The sequence below is a fragment of the Clostridioides sp. ES-S-0005-03 genome, assembly GCF_020658455.1.
Lineage (GTDB): Bacteria > Bacillota > Clostridia > Peptostreptococcales > Peptostreptococcaceae > Clostridioides.
In genome coordinates, this window is the sequence record NZ_JACVWI010000003.1 from 335,580 (window position 1) to 356,238 (window position 20,659).

General features: G+C 30.0%; 22 protein-coding genes. 18 read left to right on the plus strand and 4 right to left on the minus strand.

The genetic code is table 11. The features are described 5' to 3' along the window. Positions 1-192: 192 nt before the first annotated feature. Complete coding sequence (gene yunB / locus IC218_RS14225) at positions 193-891, plus strand: sporulation protein YunB (protein WP_227433393.1); 699 nt, start codon at positions 193-195, stop codon at positions 889-891. Between the two features lie 261 nt (positions 892-1,152). Here the strand turns inward: yunB and IC218_RS14230 are convergent, their stop codons facing one another. Further along, positions 1,153-2,160 (minus strand): SpoIVB peptidase S55 domain-containing protein, encoded by a 1,008-nt coding sequence (locus IC218_RS14230; protein ID WP_227433392.1) that lies wholly within the window; start codon positions 2,158-2,160, stop codon positions 1,153-1,155. A 227-nt stretch (positions 2,161-2,387) separates the two neighbouring features. On the opposite strand from IC218_RS14230, the gene IC218_RS14235 reads away from it, so the two are divergent. The 4 genes from IC218_RS14235 to IC218_RS14250 all read left to right on the plus strand — a co-directional run bounded on the left by IC218_RS14235 (position 2,388) and on the right by IC218_RS14250 (position 6,481). Beyond that, positions 2,388-3,272 (plus strand): N-acetylmuramoyl-L-alanine amidase family protein, encoded by an 885-nt coding sequence (locus IC218_RS14235; RefSeq protein WP_227433391.1) that lies wholly within the window; start codon positions 2,388-2,390, stop codon positions 3,270-3,272. Positions 3,273-3,614: 342 nt separating this feature from the next. Then, positions 3,615-3,791 carry a hypothetical protein gene (locus tag IC218_RS14240; RefSeq protein ID WP_227433390.1) on the plus strand — a complete coding sequence of 59 codons (177 nt, stop codon included), beginning with the start codon at positions 3,615-3,617 and terminating at the stop codon, positions 3,789-3,791. Between the two features lie 469 nt (positions 3,792-4,260). Further along, positions 4,261-5,811, plus strand: coding sequence for an ABC-F family ATP-binding cassette domain-containing protein (locus IC218_RS14245; protein WP_227433389.1), 1,551 nt, complete (start codon positions 4,261-4,263; stop codon positions 5,809-5,811). A gap of 28 nt (positions 5,812-5,839) precedes the next feature. Next, positions 5,840-6,481, plus strand: coding sequence for a TIGR01906 family membrane protein (locus IC218_RS14250; protein ID WP_227824744.1), 642 nt, complete (start codon positions 5,840-5,842; stop codon positions 6,479-6,481). A gap of 107 nt (positions 6,482-6,588) precedes the next feature. Here IC218_RS14250 and IC218_RS14255 read toward each other — a convergent pair whose 3' ends face one another. Continuing rightward, positions 6,589-6,849: a cysteine-rich small domain-containing protein gene (locus IC218_RS14255; protein ID WP_227433387.1), complete on the minus strand. Its 261-nt coding sequence runs from the start codon at positions 6,847-6,849 to the stop codon at positions 6,589-6,591. A 208-nt stretch (positions 6,850-7,057) separates the two neighbouring features. Between IC218_RS14255 and hflX the strand changes: the two genes are divergently transcribed. From hflX to IC218_RS14275, 4 genes are all read left to right on the plus strand, one after another. After that, positions 7,058-8,341 carry a GTPase HflX gene (hflX, locus tag IC218_RS14260; RefSeq protein WP_227482981.1) on the plus strand — a complete coding sequence of 428 codons (1,284 nt, stop codon included), beginning with the start codon at positions 7,058-7,060 and terminating at the stop codon, positions 8,339-8,341. A gap of 7 nt (positions 8,342-8,348) precedes the next feature. Then, on the plus strand, positions 8,349-9,017 hold the full coding sequence (locus IC218_RS14265; protein WP_227433385.1) for a HEAT repeat domain-containing protein: 669 nt from the start codon (positions 8,349-8,351) through the stop codon (positions 9,015-9,017). A gap of 85 nt (positions 9,018-9,102) precedes the next feature. Next, positions 9,103-9,546, plus strand: coding sequence for an NUDIX domain-containing protein (locus IC218_RS14270; protein WP_227433384.1), 444 nt, complete (start codon positions 9,103-9,105; stop codon positions 9,544-9,546). A 289-nt stretch (positions 9,547-9,835) separates the two neighbouring features. After that, complete coding sequence (locus tag IC218_RS14275; protein WP_227482980.1) at positions 9,836-10,480, plus strand: YigZ family protein; 645 nt, start codon at positions 9,836-9,838, stop codon at positions 10,478-10,480. Positions 10,481-10,598: 118 nt separating this feature from the next. Here IC218_RS14275 and IC218_RS14280 read toward each other — a convergent pair whose 3' ends face one another. Both IC218_RS14280 and IC218_RS14285 read right to left on the minus strand, forming a co-directional pair. Then, positions 10,599-10,970, minus strand: a complete 372-nt coding sequence (locus IC218_RS14280) for a sulfite exporter TauE/SafE family protein (protein ID WP_227433382.1) — start codon at positions 10,968-10,970, stop codon at positions 10,599-10,601. Continuing rightward, the gene (locus tag IC218_RS14285; protein ID WP_227433381.1) at positions 10,970-11,356 is read right to left on the minus strand and encodes a sulfite exporter TauE/SafE family protein; all 387 of its coding nucleotides are present in this window, start codon (positions 11,354-11,356) and stop codon (positions 10,970-10,972) included. Before IC218_RS14285 ends, IC218_RS14280 begins: the two co-directional genes overlap by 1 nt. 177 nt (positions 11,357-11,533) lie before the next feature. On the opposite strand from IC218_RS14285, the gene nadE reads away from it, so the two are divergent. The 9 genes from nadE to IC218_RS14330 all read left to right on the plus strand — a co-directional run bounded on the left by nadE (position 11,534) and on the right by IC218_RS14330 (position 20,617). Next, entirely contained in the window at positions 11,534-12,289 is a 756-nt protein-coding gene (gene nadE / locus IC218_RS14290) for an NAD(+) synthase (protein ID WP_227433380.1), read from the plus strand. A gap of 82 nt (positions 12,290-12,371) precedes the next feature. Continuing rightward, positions 12,372-13,094 (plus strand): YebC/PmpR family DNA-binding transcriptional regulator, encoded by a 723-nt coding sequence (locus tag IC218_RS14295; protein WP_227433379.1) that lies wholly within the window; start codon positions 12,372-12,374, stop codon positions 13,092-13,094. A 156-nt stretch (positions 13,095-13,250) separates the two neighbouring features. Continuing rightward, positions 13,251-13,409 (plus strand): hypothetical protein, encoded by a 159-nt coding sequence (locus IC218_RS14300; protein WP_227433378.1) that lies wholly within the window; start codon positions 13,251-13,253, stop codon positions 13,407-13,409. 603 nt (positions 13,410-14,012) lie between these two features. Beyond that, entirely contained in the window at positions 14,013-14,807 is a 795-nt protein-coding gene (locus IC218_RS14305; protein ID WP_227482979.1) for an enoyl-CoA hydratase-related protein, read from the plus strand. A 100-nt stretch (positions 14,808-14,907) separates the two neighbouring features. Continuing rightward, a complete protein-coding gene (locus IC218_RS14310; protein ID WP_227482978.1) occupies positions 14,908-16,248 on the plus strand; it encodes a GntP family permease in 1,341 nt (446 codons plus the stop codon). A gap of 137 nt (positions 16,249-16,385) precedes the next feature. Next, the gene (locus IC218_RS14315; protein ID WP_227482977.1) at positions 16,386-17,618 is read left to right on the plus strand and encodes a CaiB/BaiF CoA transferase family protein; all 1,233 of its coding nucleotides are present in this window, start codon (positions 16,386-16,388) and stop codon (positions 17,616-17,618) included. An 18-nt stretch (positions 17,619-17,636) separates the two neighbouring features. Then, positions 17,637-18,779, plus strand: coding sequence for an acryloyl-CoA reductase (gene acrC / locus IC218_RS14320; protein ID WP_227433374.1), 1,143 nt, complete (start codon positions 17,637-17,639; stop codon positions 18,777-18,779). A gap of 10 nt (positions 18,780-18,789) precedes the next feature. Then, a complete protein-coding gene (locus tag IC218_RS14325) occupies positions 18,790-19,584 on the plus strand; it encodes an electron transfer flavoprotein subunit beta/FixA family protein (protein WP_227433373.1) in 795 nt (264 codons plus the stop codon). 13 nt (positions 19,585-19,597) lie between these two features. Next, a complete protein-coding gene (locus tag IC218_RS14330; protein WP_413926925.1) occupies positions 19,598-20,617 on the plus strand; it encodes an electron transfer flavoprotein subunit alpha/FixB family protein in 1,020 nt (339 codons plus the stop codon). Positions 20,618-20,659: the final 42 nt, after the last annotated feature.

Here is a 20,659-nt window from a genome sequence, read left to right on the forward strand (position 1 = left end):
ATGCAATATTATAACACAAATAGGAGTAATTTTGTAATTAATAGAAAAAATGAATTTGCTATAATATTCTGTACATTGTAGATATGTATAAACAAAATGTATTAATAAGTCTATATTTTTATTTATTTATTTTTGACAAATATTATAAAAATTATGCCAAAGTTACATATAAATAAATAGGAGGGGATAAATTTGAATAGGATAGTAGATAGAAAAAAGAAAAATGAATTTAGAAAAATTGTAGCTATTTTCTTGTTAATTCTTTTCTTGTCTGTATTTATAGGCAGTTTCATATATATAGATAAAAGTTTAAGACCAACAATTACAGTTTTAGCAGAAACAAAAGCTCTTGAATTGGCAAACAGGTCTATAAATAAAGCTGTTGCTGAAATGGTAGAAGGGAAAATAAATTATGAAGATTTAATGGATATACAGCTTGATAATAACGGAAAAATAACTATGATACAAGCAAATACTATTATGATGAATGAAATTGCATCTGCAATAGCTTTAGAAATACAAGATGAATTAAAAAAAGGTAAAACAGCAGATTCTTACATACCTATAGGAACAGCATTAGGAAGTCCTATATTAGCTAAATACGGCCCTAAACTTGAAGTATCTATTGAACCTATAGGAACAGTATCAGTAAACTTTAAAACGGAATTTGAGTCTTCAGGCATAAATCAAACAAGACATAGGATATATTTAGAAGCTCAAACTCAAGTGAAAGTAGTAATCCCACTTATAACTTCAACAAAACAAATTAAAGCTCAGATACCTATCTGTGAGACTATAATAGTAGGTGATGTTCCAGAAAGTTATGTAAATATACCTGAAAAGAACCTTGGCAATGTTTTACCTAACACTGGAAAAAATGCTAACAAGTAATATTAATGATATTTATTTTTTAATAAATTTGAAATAATAGTTTATAAATAAAAATTATGTCAATAATAAGTAATAAATAAGAATCAATATAGTTGTAATAAAAATTAATATAATTGTAATAAAAATTTATGTTTTAAAGTATGTAAAATATTTAATATATTTGGTCTGTAGAGTGAAGAAATATGTCTTCAGACCAAATATATTATAAACATTTATTTAATGATGATTTAAGAGTTACAAATTACTTATATAATTTATTATCTAAAGCATCCATTTAATAAATACACCATAACCTACAGCTGGGTCATTTTCAATGGCATGAGAAACTGCTCCTATTATTTTATCATCTTGTACTATTGGAGTACCACTCATACCTTGTACAATACCACCAGTTTGAGCTAAAAGGTTTTTGTCAGTGATTTTAATTTTAAAACTTTTACTCTCAGGATGGTTTTGGTTTTCTATATCTATAATTTCAATATTATATTTTTTACATTCATTAGAGTTGTTTTGTAAAATTATTTGAGCTTTTCCCAGCTTAACTTCATTTAGTGAAGCTACCTTATATTTTTTTAAGCTAGAAATATCAAAGTTATTAATTTGACCTCTTATTCCAAAATCAGTGTTTTCTGTAAAACTACCAATAATATTTTCTCTTTTTGCATTTATACATCCAACACTACCTCGATAGGATTTTTCTATGTCGAGGTGCTTAGTTGTAGAAATTGAACCTGATTTTATAGGTATTTTTCTTGAATTACCAACACTTATTGGGTGACCTACAGCACCAAATTCTGAGGTTTCTGGATTGATATAAGTCAAAGTAGCAAATCCAGAAAGTAAGTTATTAAAACTAATTTTTTCTAATATGTGTTTAGTTGTTTTCATTGTTAAAAGTTGACCACCTCTATTTAATAAAATAGACACTGGTTTTTCTTCTGGTAAAGCATTTAGTGTATTAGCAAAATCACTATATCCATCAACTTCTATATTATTTACTTTGATTATAGCATCACCTAATCTAAATGGAGATGCTTCACCAGGACTTCTAACGATGATATTTTTTAGTTCTGCATCAATTTGAAGAACATTTCCTATAGGTATTAAATATTGAGGTTCACTTTTTTGTAAATTTTGTGCATAAATTAAATTATTTGAGAAAAAATATAATAAAAATAAAAATGTTAAAACAATTGTAAATTTTGACTTAGCTAAGTTGTTTCTTTTACTTAAAGATTTATCTTTAAAATAAAAATTTTTAAATTGCATAGAACACCTCTTTCTTATTAAAATATTTTAATAATAAAATTGAAATTTTCTTGCTGCTTCAATATTATGTTGCTCAAGAATCAGTTTTTGATGCTTGGAAAACTGACACAATAACTCCTTAGTTTTCATAAAAATAAATAAAATAAACAAGGTATATGATAAAATAGATACATATTCATATAAATTTAAAATAGATAATAGCTGTCTATCATTGAAAGGAGCAAAAGATGAAAAAATATAGATTGTTAGTTACTTGTATAATTGCCATGGGAATTATAATTATAGGTACATCAAATCCAGTTACCAATTTTTACAAGACAACAAATTTAATTAATTCAGGCACTACTAAAAATGAAAAAACAGATAAAGATGAAAATAAAAATATAAAAGATAAAGATAAAGATGAAAATAAATCAAATTCAAAAAGCAAAAATGATAATAAGTCAGAGGATAATAAATCAGATAATAAAACAGAAACTCAAAAAAATAAAAAGTTTTTAATTTGTATAGACCCAGGGCATCAAGGAAAAGGGGATAGTAATTTAGAACCAGTAGCTCCAGGTTCTTCATCTCAAAAAGCAAGAGTATCTTCAGGAACAGAAGGTATAGCTACAAAGAAAGCAGAGTATGTTTTAAATCTTGAAGCATCTGTAGTTTTAAAAAATATATTAGAGTCTAAAGGTTACAATGTAATAATGACTAGAGAAACACATGATGTAAATATAAGTAACTCAGAAAGAGCAATACTTGCTAATGAGAAAAAAGCAGATATGGTTGTAAGAATACATGCAGATAGTTTAAATAATTCTTCAAAGACTGGTGCATCTATATTAGTTCCTGAGAAGGATGGAAAATATACAGCTCCTATATATGAAGATAGTAATAGATGTGCAGAATTCATCAAAACAAACATGGAACAAGCTGGGATACAGATAAATGGAATTGTTCAAAGAGGAGATTTGACTGGATTTAACTGGTCAAAAGTGCCAGCTGTATTAGTAGAGATGGGATTTATGAGCAACTATAATGAAGACCAAATGATGTCAAATCCAGAATATCAAAGAAAAATGATGCAATGTGTAGCGGATGGATTAGATGAATATTTTAAATAAAACATAAATAGAGAAAAAAATTGGGATGGTACTATTTTCCTAATTTTTATCTCTATTTTTTATTCAAATAATAGTGAAAAAGCAAATTACAAGGCTACATACCTGTTTGTATAAGAGACTACAAACCTACATTAAATGGAAAAATAGACATTTACATATATGACTATATTTTCATAATAAACCCTAACTATATAGTTTTGTAAAGTTAGATAATATTTAGGAAGAATTTAAAGCTGATATACTTTATTAAGAAAAGACCAAAAAAAGAAGAAAACAACAAAAAGAATTATGTGTATTATAGGAAGAAAACTAAATAAAGAAAACTTTTTACTATCACGAGTTTTGATTAATGAAATAATATATGAGATAGGATATAAACCAGCAAGTAGCATAGTAATTAAAGCAATCACAGATTGTATAATCTCACTGAAAATCTTCCAGTTTACCATTCCTAAATCAGCAACAGAAATGATAGTTCCAATCCATGTTATTAGAGAAAATGGAATTGGCAATGCATAAATAATATAAATAATAATGAAGTATTTTTTCTGTTTAATAACTATTTTTCACCTCCGTTTAGATAAATAACCTGTAGCACCACTTATCGCCTAAGGCAAGCAAACGTAAATTGGTTTTATTCTATTCTAATAATTGTGTCTGTAAATATCAAATGATTTGCATTGTGTCAAAAACTTATATTAATGTTCATAAGAAATTTTGTTTATTTGAGAATCAATCAGAAACCATTTTATAATTTCAAGATTAAACAGGCTACAAAGAAATTATAGCATGCATGTATTTTTTAGTCGATAAAGAAGTTCTATCATTGATGAAAGTATCTATTTTTATTTTACATAATACAGCTATAAAGTTTATTCTCAGTTAAATTATTGTAAATATAACTAAAAATATTGGTAATACTTGATTTAAGTTTAAAAAGAATATATTATAGTATAGAATGTGTAAAATTTTTTTGAGAGGTGTTAGAATGCTAGTAGTAGAAAACGTAAGCCACGGATTTGGAGCAAGAACAATATTAGAAAATGTATCCTTTAGACTTAGAAAAGGTGAACATATTGCACTAGTTGGCGCTAATGGAGAAGGAAAATCGAGTTTTTTAAATATAATAACGAAAAAGCTTATGCCTGATGCTGGAAATATAAAATGGTCTTCAAGAGCTACAGTAGGTTACTTAGACCAACATACAGTATTAAGTAAAGGTAAAAGTATAAGAGAAGTGCTTAGAGAAGCTTTTAAGCATATGTTTGATTTAGAGCAAGAAATGATTGCTATGTATGACAAGATGGGAGAAGCTAGTGATGATGAGATGAGTAAGCTTCTTGAAGAAACAGCAGAAATACAAACTATACTTGAAAATAGTGGTTTTTATATGATAGATGCAAAGATACAAGAAGTTGCAAATGGTCTTGGTCTTGGAGAGATTGGTCTTGATAAGGATGTAACTGATTTAAGTGGAGGTCAAAGAACAAAAGTACTTCTGACTAAACTTTTACTTGAAAATCCAACTATTCTTATACTGGATGAGCCTACAAACTATTTAGATGAGGAACATATAACATGGCTTACTAGATATCTTCAGGAATATGAAAACAGTTTTGTTCTAGTATCACATGATATTGACTTTATAAATAATACTTGTAATGTAATATATCATATGGAAAATGGCGAGTTAAATAGATATAAAGGTAATTATGATGAATTTGTAAGACTGAATGATATAAAGAAACGTCAAGAAGAGCAAGCTTATGATAAACAAGTTGAAGAAAGAAAAAGGTTAGAAGATTTTGTAGCCAGAAATAAAGCTAGAGTTGCAACAAGAGGAATGGCTAATAGTAGACAAAAACAACTAGATAAGATGGAAATACTAGAAAGACCAAAGGAAAAGATAAAACCTACTTTTTCTTTTAAAGATGCCAGAGCAGCAAGCAAGATAATCTTTGAAACAGAAGACTTAGTTTTAGGTTATGATGAAGCGTTAACAAAACCACTTAACTTCCATTTAGAAAGAGGAAAGAAGGTTGCTTTAAAAGGGATGAATGGTATTGGTAAATCTACATTATTAAAGACATTACTTGGAATAATAAAACCATTTGGTGGAAATGTTAGATTGGGAGATTATTTAGAAGTTGGATATTTTGAACAAGAGAGTTCAAGAGAAAATAATAATACACCTATGGATGAAGTCTGGAGTGAATTCCCTGGTCTTACGAATTTTGAAGTTAGACAAGTCCTTGCAAAATGCGGACTTACTAATGAGCATATAACTAGTCAAATGAGAGTATTAAGTGGAGGCGAAGCTGCCAAGGTTAGACTTTGTAAAGTTATGCTAAAAAATATAAACTTTTTAGTATTAGACGAGCCTACAAACCACTTAGATGTAGATGCAAAAGACGAATTAAAGAAAGCTATAAAAGAATTTAAAGGTACAGTTCTTTTAGTATGCCATGAGCCAGAATTCTATTCAGAAATTGTCGATGATGTATGGAATATAGAAGATTTCACTACTAAAATCGTTTAGGTAATTAATTTGTTACTGGGGGGATTTCATGAAAAAGTTTCTAAATATAATTTTTTCAGTGTGTATAAGTGTGGTTGTAATAGTAGGTGCTATTAATTTTACTGTTGGATTTAAGCAACTTTATTATTTTGATATTGATTATTTAAACATATCAGAGTTATCTGGTTTATCTAAAGATGATATAAAATTAAATTATGATTACTTAATAGATTACAACCTAAGTAAGGATGTATCTGAGTTTAAGTTACCAACATTAGAATCTTCTCCAGAAGGGAAAATACATTTTGAAGAAGTGAGAAATATATTTCAAAATATCAATAAATTAGCTAAGTTATTAATGGTAATTTCTTTGGTGGGAATTATATTAAGTATAAAAAATAAAAATATAAAACTACTAAAAACTACATCAATGACATTGATAATAATGCCAGTAGTGTTGGCACTTCCTATTTTGTTGAATTTTGAAAAATCATTTATTATTTTTCATAAATTATTATTTAGAAATGATTATTGGATATTTAATCCTGATTTAGACCCAGTTATAAATATGCTTCCAGAAGAATTTTTCTTTCATGCTGGAATGATGATTTTAATATTGATTTTTGCAGTAAGCATGTTGATTTTTGCAATGTATAAATTATGTAAATTATTTAAAAGTAGAAAGATATAAGGTAGAGCGATATAAATTAAAACTTATATAATAAAAATAGCTATGTAATATTATTTAGACGAAAATGAGTCAAAAAATATTTATGCATAGCTATTTTTAATAAAAAATTATTTTTTGCAAGTAATTTTAACTAAGTCTTGAAATTTTCCCATAATATAATTATAATTATCTTTTTTATGAGGTAGTATACAGCTACTGCAATCTTTAATGCCTTTCTCTGTGTACTTAAAGTTTCCTCCACAATTTTCTCCTAAAGCATATAAAGGACAATAGCAAAATAAACAGTTAAATTCTTCTGGTTTATCAGTTTTATGACAAGGGAAAAACTCACAATCTTTGTGATTAAAAAATTTATAATTTTCGCCCATATTTTCCTCCTAATTTAAATAAAATATGAAATCTTTTATAACTATATAAGATTTTGGTGATAATATAATTATACAATATTTTTATTAATAGTTGATAATATAGTACTCTTAATCATATTATTAATGGTATAATTAGTCAACAGAGAAATAATGTAAGTGTTTTTAATACAATTAGATTATGTTTTATAACAAAAAATGAGGTGATTAAGTGAAAGAAATTCAAGAAAGAGCACTTCTTGTAGGTCTGAATTTGACAACAATAGTTAAAAAAAGTGATGATATAGACACTAACGAATCCATGGAAGAACTAAAAGAATTAGCGAAGGCTGCTGGAGCAGAGGTTGTAGGTAGCTTAATTCAAAATAAGCAAGCTGTTGATGCAGCTTATTATATAGGAAAAGGTAAGGTAGAGGAAATAAGAGCATATAGTGAATCATTAGATGCTACTTTAGTAATTTTTAATGATGAATTATCTGGCGCTCAAATTAGGAATATTGAAAATGTTGTTGGAAAAAAAGTAATAGATAGAACTACCTTAATTTTAGATATATTTGCTCAAAGAGCACTTAGTAAAGAAGGTAAATTACAGGTCGAATTAGCACAATTAAAATACAGATTACCACGACTTTATGGAATGGGTGGTGAAATGAGTAGAACTGGTGCAGGAATTGGAACGAGAGGACCTGGTGAACAAAAGTTAGAAGTAGATAAAAGACATATACTTAATAAAGCAGCGGATATAAGACGTGAACTTAAAGAGGTAAAAAAGAATAGAGAGACACAAAGAGTTAAGCGTTTAAAATCAAATATACCAATTGTAGCACTTGTTGGATATACAAATGCAGGAAAATCGACCTTACTAAACGAATTAATAAAGACACACAAGGATTATGAACAAGAAAAAGAAGTTTTTGTAAAAGATATGCTTTTTGCAACTTTAGATGTAACTTTAAGAAAAGCTCTTTTGCCAAACAAGAAAGAATTTTTAGTAGTAGATACTGTTGGATTTGTTAGTAAACTTCCCCATGATTTAGTAGAGGCATTTAAGGCTACACTAGAAGAAGTACAATATGCAGATTTAATTTTACACGTAATTGACACAACGAACACTAGTTATGAATTGCAAAAAAGTACAACTGAAGGTGTATTAAAAGAACTTGGTGCAAATGATAAAAAACATATACTTGTATACAATAAAGTAGATAAGCTAGAGTTAGATATATATCCTAAGAGTCAAGAAGATATTGTGTATATATCTGCAAAACAAGGCATAAATATGGATAAACTATTAAATATGATAGAAATTGCTTTAATGGAAAATACTTATTCAGTAAGTTTGATGTTACCTTATGAAAGAGGTGATATATTTAGTAGAATAAAAGATAAATACAATGTGGAGAATTTTGAGTATGGGGAAAATGGTGTAACATTAGATGTAAATTTAGATGAAGAAGATTTTAATATCTATAGAGAGTACATATTAGAAAAATAGGTTTGATATGGATATAAATTGGGAAAATATAGATAATCTTGAAGATTATTTTATAACCTATCTTCTTTACAAAGAATCTAAAACAGTATCTCAAATTAGTAAAATTAGAAACATTTCAAATGTTGAAGCAAGTGAGCAACTTATACAAGCAAAGTTGAAGATAAAAGAAATGCAAAAAGATGATTTTGAAGCATCTAAGGACATTTTAGATAAATTTTTAGAATTAGATAAAATTAAGAGACTTGATTTTATGGATAGCTTAGATGACGAAAAAATGGTATACTTTAAGAGAAAGGTTTTCAAAAGAATCCTTGTAGAAAAAAATGCTGAAGATTTGATTGTTTTAATTTGGGCAACAGGTGAGCTAAAAGATGATAGATTTTTGAAGTTACTCCATCAGCTCACAAACCACAGACACTCAGATATTAGAAGAATAACTTATTCAGCAATAAGAAAGATTGAGTCACCAAGTAGTAGAGAAGTCTTACAAAAAGGTCTCTACGATAAAAATGCACAAACTAGACAATATTGTGCAAAAGCTCTTTCAAAATTAGGAGATGAAAACAGTTTAAAGATTTTACAGCAGTTAAAAGATAAGAATAAGAATTTTGAAAAAGAGTACGTGCTTAGAGCTTATGATGAAGCCATTGAAGCATTATTAAATTTGAAAAAGTAATTTTTTATTAAAGCAATTTGTTTACTTAATGATTTATTTATGGAGTTTAACAAGGTAATTAATAAATTAATGGGAGGGGTTTCAAATGATAGTAAGACGTTGTGCAGGTGGAGTAGTGTTTTATGCTAATAAAGTACTTATTGTAAAAAATGATAGAGGTGAATGGACACTTCCAAAAGGAAAGATACTTGGAGGAGGACTTCCATATGAAAGTGCTGTTGAAAGAGTTAAAGTAGAAACTGGCATAGACGCTAAAATGATAGATGTAGCTGGCGATACTATGTATGAATTTTTCTCAAGAAGTAGACAACAAGAAGTTTGCAATGCGATAATGTGGTATGTTATGGAAGCTTGTAATACTGAATGTGTACTTGCTCCTGAATTCCAAGAAGGTGGATTTTACAAGATAAAAGATGCTTTAGAAATGTTGTCACATCATAAAGAGCAAGCTTTAGTTGAAGTATCTTATAAAAAGTTTAAAGAATTAAAGAAATTAGTTTCAGAGGGCGACGATGTTCCAGCAAACTAGTAGTGAATTTATAGAGTTTTGAGGAAGGGATAGACCCTTCCTTTTTTAATTCCAAGTTTTAGAAATGTATACTTTATAGTTTATCTGATTTGTATTTTAATAAATTATATTGATTTATGTATCAATAAATTATATTAAAAATAAAAATTAAAAATCTTGTGATTTTATTATATAATTATCTTATAATGCTAACTAAATGAATACTAAAAATTCTATTTACATTTTAATTGGAGTAATTTTTATAAATAAAGATATATTTTAGCAAATGACAAAAATAGGAGGAGTTATAATGAGTAATTATAGGACATTACACGAATTTGGAACAGATGAAATAACAATTGAAAAATCTGTTTTTATTGGATATGCTAAGCCTATACAAAGTGAAGAAGAAGCAGTAGAATTTATAAATGAAATAAAGAAAAAACACAAAGATGCAAATCATAATGTGTGGGCTTATACAGTTGGACAAAATATGAATATACAAAGGTATAGTGATGATGGAGAGCCACAAGGAACAGCAGGGATACCAACATTAGAAGTCATAAAAAAAGAGGACTTGAGAGATGTAGTAGTAGTTGTCACTAGATATTTTGGTGGTATAAAATTAGGTGCAGGTGGTCTGGTTAGAGCTTATACAAAAGGTGCTAAATTAGGCTTAGAAGCTGGAAAAATAATTAGTAAGGTAATGTACCAAGAAGTTAAAGTTAAGATAGATTATACTCAACTTGGAAAGGTACAAAATGAACTGATGAATTTAGGGTACTTTATAAAAGATACCATATATGAGGATAATGTTGAGATAATAGTATATTCAAAGTTAGAAGATGTGGAAAAACTATCAGAGAAAATGATTGATATAACAAGTGGAACAGGAAAGATAGTTTTAGGAGAAGAATTTTATTTATCTGAACAGGATGGAGAAATTTTACTATAAAAATCTTACTGTAATTTAAGCTAAAAGTAAAAAAGTAGAGTAGCAATATAGAAGATAAAAGCATAAAAATAGAATAGTTATATAGAAAATAAAAGCCATTAATTTATATTAAAATAATTTAATGGCTTTTATCAGACTTTGCACAGAATCCTTTTTTAACTTCAAATAAACCAACTAAAAGTAAAAACACTCCAAATATTTTCTTCAATATATCAGACGATAAATAATTAGCTAATAGTGAGCCAAATATAGCTCCTAACACTCCAAATACAGCTATTGGAATAACTAATTTGAAAATTACGTTTTTATTTTTGATATGTATAGCTAATGCTATCAAAGTCATAGGTATGGAGGAAAGTAAGTTTACACTCTGTGCTATTTTAGTATCTATACCAGCAAGTAAAACGAGAGCAGGAATAAGAATAGTTCCACCGCCCATTCCCATTCCTCCAATAATTCCTGCAAAAAATCCAATTAAAGCAAATAACATTAAAACACCATCCTTAATGCTGCAATTATCATAATCAAGCCAAAAGAAATCCTAAGAAACTTTCCAGTAACTTTATTTAGTAATTTAGCCCCTATAATACCACCAACAATACTTCCTGCCGCAACTTTTATTGTTAAGTTAATGTCGTAAGTTCCTTTAGAAACATATAAAACAGAACTTGCTGTTGTCAAGAAAATGATTATAGAAAGAGCTGTTGCATGAGATTTATGTTCTTCTACCTTCACAATATCATTTAATATTGGGACTAAAAGAGTACCACCTCCAGAGCCAAATACTCCGTTTATAAATCCTGTAAATACTCCAATTATCGTATTTTTTATATTGAAATCAAAATATTTTTTCCTTAAGTTATTAGTATTTTTCATAAAAACCACCTTCTAAAATAGTTTTACCAAAATAGGCAAATTATATTTATATAAAATAATATTAAATATAATCTTTCATTTTTGCTTAAATTTGAATAAAAAAAAACATGTTAAAACAACATATTAATATATGGTATAATATATTAAAACAAAGTAGTAAATTGAGAGGAGATAACAATGTCGAATATAAAAATACAAATAGACAAAACTGTAGAATGGCTTAAAAATAAGGTTAATGAGGCAAATGCAAAAGGATTAATTGTTGGTGTATCTGGAGGAATTGATTCAGCAGTAGTTGCCAATTTAATTAAAAAAGCTTTTCCAGAAAACTCTATGGGAGTTATAATGAGCATAAAAAGTAATCCTCAAGATAGAGAAGATGCACTTAAGGTTATAGAAGGATGTGATATAGAATATCTTGATTTAGACCTTATAGAACCACAAAGTGCTATATTAGACATGGTGGTAGGAAATTTAAAAGAGAAACATTTATATAGAGAAGAATATTTAAAAATGACAGATGCAAATTTAAGAGCAAGAGTAAGAATGAGTACTATTTACACAATTGCTAATAACTTAGGATATTTAGTTGTTGGTACAGATAATGCTGCAGAAATACACACTGGATACTTTACTAAGTTTGGTGATGGTGGAGTTGACATTTTACCAATTGCAAATTTAACTAAAGCTGAAGTATACGAATGGGCAAAAGAACTTGGTGTTCATGAAGATTTAATAAATAAAGCTCCTTCAGCAGGTCTTTGGGAAGGACAAACAGATGAAAATGAAATGGGAACTACTTACAATATGATAGATGCTGTATTAGAAGGTAGATTAGATGAAGTTCCTCAAAGAGACCAAGAGATAATAGAAAGACTTCATAGAATAAGTGAACACAAGAGAAAAACGCCTGCACAACCTCCTAAGTTCTAATTTACTATTTTCAAGATTTGTGATAAAATTTACAAGTGATAAAAATTAGAATAATTAATTGTACGTATTAAGGAGTGGAAATATGGGACGTATAGGAAATATAATTAATAGAAAAGGTAAACAAGATGCTCAAAGAGCAAAAATATTTACTAAACATGCTAGAGCAATAGCCGTTGCAGCTAAAGAAGGTGGAGCAGACCCAGAATATAATGCAGCATTAAAAACAGCTATAGAAAAAGCTAAGGCAGATAATATGCCAAATGATAATATAGATAGAGCTGTTGCTAAAGGTGCAGGTGCAGGTGCTGGAGAAGACTATGAAACTATAGTTTATGAAGGATATGGACCTGGTGGGGTTGCTGTTATAGTAGAGACTTTAACTGACAATAAAAATAGAACTGCTGGTAATGTAAGATATTACTTTGATAAAAACGGAGGAAACCTAGGAACTACTGGATGTGTGTCTTTTATGTTTGATAACAAAGGACAAATATTAGTTGGTGCAGGAGATGGCGTTTCAGAGGAAGAATTAATGGATGTTGCATTAGAAGCAGGTGCTGAAGATTTTATAACAGAAGAAGATGGTTATGAAATAATAACTACACCAGAAGATTTTTCTAGTGTTCGTGATGAATTAAAAGCAAAAGGGTATGAATTTATATCTGCTGATGTAAAGATGATACCTCAAACTACAACTGTACTAACTGAAGAATCTCATTTAAAAATGATGAATAAATTAGTTGATATGCTTGAAGAAGATGATGATGTTCAAGATATATATCATAACTGGGAAATGGAAGAATAAATATTCTAATATCTTAGAAATATATACACCTCTGAGCCATGTTTGCATAATAATATGTTAATATGGTTCAGAGGTGTTTTTATGTCTATAAAAATTGTTCTATAAAAATATATCTTATAAAATATTGTAGATATTAAACATCCTATTATAGGAGATATGAGAGTCAATGGAAATCCAGTTAAGTTGATGACAACAAAAGCTCAAATTAATGTACCAGCGCCATCTTTAGGAGAAAATAATGAGGAGATTTATAGAAGTTGGCTTGGCTTTGATAGTGGTAAAATAAATGATTTAAAAGAAAATGGAGTTATCTAATTTTAGAGGAAAAGTATAAATATAATATTCATTATCTTCTAAAAATTGTAAATCAAATCTAAAATTATCAGAAGCATTTAAGATAGGAAAATCTATTTAGACACTAAGTCTTTTTGGATTTTCCTATTTTCGTTAAAAAATTTATAATATTGGAACAGATACATAGATATATTAAGCTAAAATATTAACTACTCAAATTAATAGAGAATAAACTATTTATATGTTGAATAAAGGCTTCTTTATTAGAGTTCAAATAAACTTGTGAATATATTACCTAAACTATTTTAGTGAAAATATCAAAAGTGAGACCGCATTCTCAAAAATGAGACTGTGTTTTTTAAGTATTTTCTCGAAAATGAGACAAAAATATTGTTTTATGGGTTTTGTTGGATAAAAATTCTTTCGTGAATTACAATCTAATCAATTCTAAAGTTAAAAATTATTAAAAATTCAGTGAAATTTATGTATATTTTGTTTATTTTATCAAAAAAAACAGTTTTTTAACAAAAATAGAGAAATTAAATATAAGTTGGCGTAGAACTTGCTACTATATATTAACAAGAAAGTGTAGAAAAAATAACAATAAATAATGGGGGGAATATGATGGGATTTGTAATGGACAATTTGAAAAATCTTAAGGTGGAAGTTAAGGATAAAGTCTGTGTTATTACTATAAATAGACCTAAAGCTTTAAATGCTCTTAACAATGACACTCTTAGAGAATTATCTCAAGTTATTGATGTAGTATCAGAAAAGGATGAAATATTAGGAGTTATTATTACTGGAGAAGGCAAAGTTTTTGTAGCTGGAGCTGACATACGTCAGATGCAAAACTATAAAAGTGAAGAAGGCAGAAAATATGCAGGTTATGCCCAAGGGATTTTCGATAAAATTGAAGCTCTTGAGAAAACAGTAATAGCAGCAGTTAATGGATATGCATTAGGTGGTGGATGTGAACTTGCTATGAGCTGTGACATTAGAATTGCATCAGAAAAGGCTATATTTGGGCAACCTGAAGTTAATTTAGGAGTCATTCCATGTTTTGGTGGAACTCAAAGATTATCAAGACTTGTTGGAACTGGGATAGCCAAAGAATTAATTTTTACAGGAAGGCAAGTAGATGCAGAAGAAGCTAAATCTATTGGTCTTATTAATAAAGTGGTTCCAAGTGATTTGCTTTTACAAGAGTCGATGAATATGATGAACCAAATAGTTGAAAAAGCACCAATAGCAATAAGATATGCAAAAGTTGTTATTAATAAGGGGATAGATATGGATTTAAAAAATGCTCTTGAATTAGAGAAAGATATTGCAGGTTTAACTTTTGCTACAAGAGATAAGCAAGAAGGAATGAATGCCTTTATAGAAAAGAGAAAACCGATTTTTGAAAATAAGTAGCTATTATAACTATTGAAACAAATATAGAACATATTTAAAATCTAAATTTCGTGAAAAAATACATATAGTTTTATAGTTTAATTTTAAAAGGAGTTAATTTATGAATACGGGAGTAATTATAAGTTTAGTAGGGATTATCATAGCCCTATCCCTTCTAGTTGTAATGGTTATGAAGGGCGTAAATATTTTTATAATAGCAATTGTATGTTCATTATTAGTTGCTATAACAGGAAATTTAAATGTGTATGATGCACTTAAGGTGGATTATATGACAGGATTTGTTGGATTTCTTCAGGCAAATTTCTTTATTTTCCTAACAGGTACCTTAATGGGAAAAATAATGGAGATTACTGGAGGAGCAAAATCTATTGCTAAGATGATTGTAAGATGGATTGGGAAGGATAAAGCATTACTTTCTATTCCAATAGCTTGTGGAATATTAGCCTATGGGGGAGTAAGCGTTTTTGTTGTAAGTTTTGCTGTGTTTCCGATAGCTTTAGAAATTTTTAAAGAAGCTGATTTGCCACGACGATTTATACCAGCAGCCTTGACTTTTGGATGTTCAACTTTTGCTATGGTTGCACCAGGGGCACCTCAGATTCAGAATATTGTCCCAGCTTCAACATTAGGAACAGATATTATGGCTGGAGCAGTAAATGGATTTATATCATGTGCAGTAATGTTTATAGTTGGAAGCATTATTTTATACAAAATGGTTTCAAAAGAAAAGGCTAATGGTGGGCATTTTATAGCACATGAATCAGATACATTTGATGAAGTAGCAGCAACTAATTCCAAGAGAGAAAATGGTCCTAATGGTCTAATTGCATTAATTCCATTAATAGTATCAATCTTGATAATCAATGTGAAAATTAATGGAAAAGCAATAGTACCAATTGAGGTAGGAGTATTTATTGGAGCTTTATTAGTGTATTTATTGTTAAATAAATATCAAGATAATACCAAAATAGTTGGACATGTTGGTGATGCATGTAAAACTACAGTAGTAGCAATATGTAATACTTGTGCTGTAGTTGCATTTGGCTCAGTTGTAAAATCAGCAGTTGGTTTTGACTTCATAGTTAATGCTATGACTAATATTCCTGGACCTCCTATTGCAGGGGCTGCAGTTGGGACTACAGTTATTGCAGGTATCTGTGGGTCAGCTTCAGGTGGACTTGGAATTGCGGCTCCACTTCTTGGACCAGTATTTTTAGCTAAGGGTGTTTCTGCTGCTGCATTAACTAGAACTATGGCAATTTCGTCAGCAGCATTAGATTCACTTCCACATAATGGATATATCGTTACTGTAACAAATGGTCTATGTAATGAATCACATAAGGATGCTTATATGCCAATATTCTGGGTAACTGTTTTAACCCCGATTATTGGAACTGTAGTAGCAGTTCTTCTGTTTACGATGTTCCCAGGATTACCATAACAGAAAAGATAAAAAGTATAAATTATATTTTGATATTGTAGAATCAATTTTCAAAGTATGTATAATAAATTTTATGTTTTAATAACATAAATACCATATTTAAAATACCAAGTTGACAGTATAAGGAGGAATTGAAAGTGTTAAATAAACCATTAGAAGGAGTTAAGGTCATTGACTTAACATATTTTGTAGCAGGTCCAGGTACTTCTAAAATATTAGCTGACTGGGGTGCTGATGTTATTAAGGTAGAGCCAAGCTTTGGAGACCCAGGAAGAAAGACAGGGGCAACAATGACAATGCCAATAGATGATTATAATAATCCTTTTTACAGCACATATAATTCAAATAAAAGAGGCTTGTCTATAAATCTTAAGAGTGAGGCTGGAATTGAAATTATGGATAAGCTTTTAAGTGAAGCAAACGTATTTGTTTCAAGCTATAGAACAGGAGCGCTAAAAAGACTAGGTCTTGACTATGAATCATTAAGTAAAAAGCATCCACATCTTATCTGGGGACAAATAAATGGTTTTGGTGATTTCGGACCTGCTAAGGATAATGCAGGTTTTGATACAGTTGCTTTTTGGGCAAGAAGTGGAGCTATGCTTGATATTGCAGAGAAGGATACAAGTCCAATAAACCCACCTATAGCCTTTGGAGATGCCACAACTTCTTGCAGTTTATCTGGAGGTATATGTGCAGCTTTATACCAACAAGCTAAGACTGGAAAAGGACAAAAAGTAATGGCATCTTTATTTGGACAAGCAATATGGAATGCATCATCTTTATTAGCATCTACACAGTTTAGTGATGAGTATCCAAAAACTAGAAAAAATGCCATTTCTCCAGTAATAAACTCTTATCGTTGTAAGGATGGAAAGTGGATATTCTTAAGCATTCTAGAGCATGAAAGATATTTTGAGGCACTTTGCAGATTATTTGGAAGAGAAGATTTAATAAAAGAAGAGAAATTTGCATCTTCAGTAGAAAGTAAGAAAAATGCTACAGAACTTATTAATATTTTGGATGGTGAATTTGCAAAATTTACTCAAAATGAGATGGTTGAAAAGCTTACTACTGCGGATATAGCCCATGAGAGAATTCAACATGTTAATGATGTGGTAACTGATGAACAAGCTATTGCTAATAACTATATATATGAACATACAAGTAAAAATGGAAATAAGACAATGCTTGCATCCACTCCAGTTAAGTTTGGGAACATTGAAGTTAACATGACTTGTGATGCTCCACTTATAGGAGAACATTCAGATGAGATATTGAGAGAGCTTGGATACAGTGATTCTGATATAGAAGTTCTAATTGAGTCTGGAATTGTAGCAATGAATAAAGAAACATGTGAAGTACGTTAATGAATAGGAGGAAATTTTATGGATTTTAGATTAACAGAAGCACAACTAATGCTTCAAAGAGTAGCAAAAGAATTTGCAGAGAATGAAATAGCACCAATAGCTGCTGAAACAGATAGAACAGGTATTTTTCCAAGAGAGCTTTTTAGCAAAATGGCTAAAATAGGCTTTAATGGTATTGGAACACCTGTAGAGTATGGCGGTTCTGGTGGAGCAGATATAGAAAAGGTAATTGTTGTTACTGAGGTTGCCAAAAAATGTGCAGCATCTGCAGCAATATTATCAATACACACAATATACGCTCAAGCTATTTTGAAATTTGGTACTGAGGAACAAAAGAAAAAATACCTTCCAATGATGGCTGAAGGTGGGTGTGTAGGTGCCTTTGCTTTAACTGAGCCTAATGCTGGTTCAGATGCTGCAAGAGCTGCAACAACTGCAATTATTGATGAAGCAACTGATGAATACGTCTTAAATGGGACTAAGTGTTTTATTTCTGGTGGAGGTCAAGCAGAATCATTAATAATATTTGCATTGACAGAGCCATCAAAGGGAATAAAGGGCATGTCTGCTATCATCGTTGACAAAGGTACGCCAGGTTTTTCAATAGGAAAAATTGAAGAAAAAATGGGTATCCATGGTTCAGAAACTGCAGAGTTAATATTTGATAATTGTAGAGTTCCAAAGTCTAATTTATTAGGAAAAGAAGGGAAAGGCTTTAACATAGCTATGACTTGTCTAGATGGAGCAAGAATTGGAGTTGGAGCTCAAGCTGTAGGAATTGCGGAAGGTGCTTTAGAAGAGAGTATCAAATATTCTAAAGAAAGAGTTCAGTTTGGCAAGCCAATTTCAGCTTTGCAAGGTATTCAATGGTATATAGCAGATATGGCGACTATGGTGGAATCAGCAAAGTTGTTAGTATATTATGCTGCAGACTTGAAAGCTAGAGGGGAAAGACACACTAAAGAAGCTGCTATGGCAAAATACAATGCGTCACGTACTGCAAGAGAGGTTACAAACCTAGCTCTTCAAATCCATGGAGGATATGGATATATGAAGGATTATCCATTAGAGAGAATGTACAGAGATGCCAAGATAACAGAAATTTACGAAGGTACTTCAGAAATACACAAGGTTGTTATTTCAAGAGCAGTACTAGGATAGGAGGAAGAGCATGAATATAGTTGTTTGTTTAAAGCAAGTTCCAGATACTAACGAAGTTAAAATAAATAAAGAGACAGGTACTCTAATAAGAGATGGTGTACCAAGTATAATCAATCCAGATGATAGAAATGCTTTAGAAGAAGCTTTAAAAATAAAAGATGAACTAGGAGCAGTGATTAAGGTTGTAAGCATGGGACCCCCTCAAGCTAAAAGTGCTTTAAAAGAAGCTTTGGCAATGGGTGCTGACGAAGCATATTTAATTTCAGATAGAGCTTTTGGTGGTTCAGACACTTGGGCTACATCTACAATTATTGCTGCTGCTATAGAGAAGGTTGGAAAGTATGATGTAATATTCTGTGGAAGACAAGCTATAGATGGAGATACAGCTCAGGTTGGACCAGAGGTTGCAGAATTCTTAGGTGTCCCACAGGTTACATATGCAAAAGAAGTAAAGGTTCAAGATGATAAATTACTAGTAACTCGTTATACAGAGACAGGAGATTATTTAATAGAAGCAAAGATGCCAGTTTTATTAACTGCTATAAAAGAGTTAAATAATCCAAGATATCCAAGTGTCAAAGGAATCTTAGAAGCTTACAATAATGGAGATGCAAAGATTACTGTGTTAACACTTGAAGACTTAGCTGTTGATACAACTCAAATTGGATTAAAGGGTTCGCCTACAAATGTTTACAAGTCTTTTGTACCAGTTAAAGACAAGCATAATGAAATAATCGAAGGTATAAATAAAAAGGAAAAAGCTGAGAAACTAATAGAAATACTATTCGATTTGAAACTAGTATAGGAGTGTTAAGATGATGAGAGCAAAAGTTAATCAAGGTATAAATTTAAATGATTATAATGGTGTTTGGGTAATAGGAGAGCAAAGGGAAGGTAAAATAAATCCTGTTACTATAGAACTTATTGGTGAAGGAAGAAAGCTTGCTGACCAATTAGGAAAAGAGCTTGCAGTTGTAATAGCTGGATATGAAGTAGAGAAAGAAGTAAAGGAGTTACTTCACTATAGTGTTGATAAAGCTTATTATATCAACGACCCTCTTCTTAAAGATTTCACAACTGATGGATATGCAATTTCAATTGCAGGTTTAATTGAAGAGAAAAAGCCAGAGGTTGTACTAGTTGGAGCTACTTCTATAGGAAGAGATATCGCACCTAGAATTGCAGGTAAAGTTGGAACAGGTCTAACTGCTGACTGTACAAAACTTGAAATAGATTCAACAGATAATAAGTTATTACAAACAAGACCAGCCTTTGGTGGAAATTTAATGGCTACTATTGTTTGTCCAAAAAATAGACCACAGATGTCAACAGTTCGACCAGGTGTTATGGCAAAAGCTGTAAGAACTGAATCAAAGACTGGAGTTTTAGAGGTTGTTACTCCAGAACTTAATGAAAAAATGATTAGAACTAGATTAGTAGAAATTCTTCCAAAAGAAAAGAAATCTATAAATCTAACTGATGCTAGAATAATAGTATCAGCAGGAAGAGGATTAAAGAGGGCAGAAGGATTTGAACTAATAAAAGAATTAGCTGATAAATTGGGGGCAGAAATTGGTGCTTCAAGAGCGGCAGTAGATTCAGGGTGGATAGAACATTCTCATCAAGTGGGACAAACAGGAACTACTGTTAGACCAGAGTTATACATTGCGTGCGGGATATCTGGAGCAATACAGCATTTAGCAGGTATGAGTGATTCTAAATATATAGTTGCTATAAATAAAGATTCAAAGGCACCTATTTTCAGTATATGTGACTATGGAATTGTAGGGGATTTATATGAAATTCTACCTGAAATGATAGAATCATTAAATAGGTAACTTCTAGAAAACATTGAATATATAGAATGGTAAGTCTTATAA